Source organism: Myceligenerans halotolerans (genome assembly GCF_054782975.1).
This window is the reverse complement of the sequence record NZ_BAAGRL010000074.1, coordinates 1-2,034: the sequence shown is the minus strand read 5'-3', so window position 1 is coordinate 2,034 and position 2,034 is coordinate 1. Positions and strand designations below refer to the sequence as shown.

The 2,034-nt window shown below is 63.9% G+C and carries 1 protein-coding gene; it reads left to right on the top strand.

All coding sequences use genetic code 11. From position 1 onward, the window contains the following. The first annotated feature begins 529 nt into the window (after window positions 1-529). Complete coding sequence (ltrA, locus tag ACYVK5_RS25775; RefSeq protein ID WP_460709135.1) at window positions 530-1,984, top strand: group II intron reverse transcriptase/maturase; 1,455 nt, start codon at window positions 530-532, stop codon at window positions 1,982-1,984. Window positions 1,985-2,034: the final 50 nt, after the last annotated feature.

The following is a 2,034-nucleotide window of genomic DNA, read 5'->3' as shown; positions in this document are numbered from 1 at the left end:
CGTCGCAGCGGCCGGGCGGAAGTTGAGGGCAGCCTGATCCGGGGATCGCCGGGGAGGGTGGGAGCAGCCCTGACAACGCCGGGACGATCCAGTACTGCCAGATGGGTCGGGTTCGGCAAACGAGAGGGGAAGGTGTACGAGAGGAACCAGTGCTTGAAGCCCCGTAATGCCGATGCCGGCTCGAATCTGGTGGATATGGGCCGGTGTGCAGTGCACGGCGTCTCGATGAGGCGTCGACTTTGGGCGTCGGTAATGATGCGGCGTTCGGAGGTCGCGGTGAATGTCTGCGGCGTAACCGTGACGAGACTGCCGGGGTATAGCTGGGCGCCTCACCCCTCAAGCGGAAGACAGTGAACGTGGGAACCATCAGCAGTCGCCCGTCCCGTTCTTGCCAGCCTGGTCTGGACGGAGGGCAGGCGCGTTGCCCGCCGATGACGGCTGGTGGGGCGGAGGCCTCGTAGTAGTCCGAGCTGGGGAAAGCCCGGCGCATGGCGAAGGGGGCCAGCGAGTGAGCAGGAAGGAGACTGGAATGCCCGAAGGATCGCTGGTGAACACCGGTGACCGGGCGGCGACGGAGTCGCCGTATGCCCGGGTACGGGAGATCCAGACCAAGCTGCACCGTTGGGCGGCCACAGATAGCGGCCGTCGGTTCGATGATCTGTACAACCTTGTCCACGATCCCGCCTTCCTCAAGGTTGCGTGGGATCGAGTGCGGTCCAACCGTGGATCCCGGACCGCCGGGATTGACGGGCGACGGGCCTGGGACATCGAGAACCGCCAAGGTGTGGACGCATTTTTGTCCATCCTGCGGGCGGACTTGAAGAACCGGGATTTTCGTCCGGTTCCGGTGCGTGAGCGCCGTATCCCCAAGCCTGGGACTACGAAGTACCGGCGGTTGGGTATCCCGACCGTGCAGGACCGAGTGGTCCAGGCCGCACTGAAGTTGGTGCTGGAACCGATCTTCGAGGCGGACTTTGATCCGGGCTCGTACGGATTCCGGCCAGGACGACGCGCCTATGACGCGATAGCGGAAACGCAGCACTTCACCACCCGCACGTATGAGTGGGTGGTTGAGGGAGACATCGCGGCATGCTTCGACGAGATCTCGCATCCGGCCCTGATGGACCGTATGCGAGCACGAATCGGGGATAAGCGGGTCCTGGGCCTGGTCAAGGCATTCCTGAAGGCGGGGATCCTCGATATCGAGGCCCACCTGAGGGAAACCAAGACAGGCACACCGCAAGGAGGGATTTTGTCGCCACTGCTGGCAAACGTCGCGCTGTCCGTCCTGGACGAGCACATCGCCAGCAAATGGCTCGGCAGCAGTTACCAGCGGGGAATGCGACGCAAACGGGGAGGAGCGAACTACCGGCTGGTCCGGTACGCCGACGACTTCCTGATTCTGGTCTCGGGCACCCGAGACCACGCCGAACAGATCCGCGAGGAAGCGGCTGAGGTCCTCGCGACGATGGGCTTGCGCCTGTCGCCCGAGAAGACGTTGATCACTCACATCGACAAGGGGCTGGACTTCCTCGGGTGGCGCATCCGGCGACACACGAAGAAGGGCAGCAACGGCAAGAAGTACGTCTACACCTACCCGTCGAAGAAGGCCCTTCGGGCCGTGATGAGCAAGGTTAAGGCGATCTGCCGGAAGACAACGAACGTGCCGTTGCATACCGTGCTGGGCCAGATGAACCCCGTGCTGCGCGGCTGGGCAAACTACTTCCGGACCGGTTCGTCGTCGGTGGCACTCAGGGCCGTCGGCTACTACGCGCGAGAACGCGTACTGCGATGGATCCGGCGCAAGCATCGACGAATCAGATGGAAGGACGTGTACCGACGCTACTGCGACGGTCACGGTATGCCCAGTCAGGACGGGCTCACCCTGTTCAGTCCCGGATCGGTCGGCACTGTCCGCTACCGATACCGCGGATCGACGGGCATCCCCTCGATGTGGCCAGAAGCCACCACGACAACGGCCTGAACGGCACTCGGGGAGAGCCGGATGCTCGGAGACGGGCACGTCCGGTTCGG

What these genes read in the sequence shown, in the direction of transcription:
- ltrA (WP_460709135.1), top strand. Translation starts at nt 530, where the DNA reads ATGCCCGAAGGATCGCTGGTGAACACCGGTGACCGGGCGGCGACGGAG.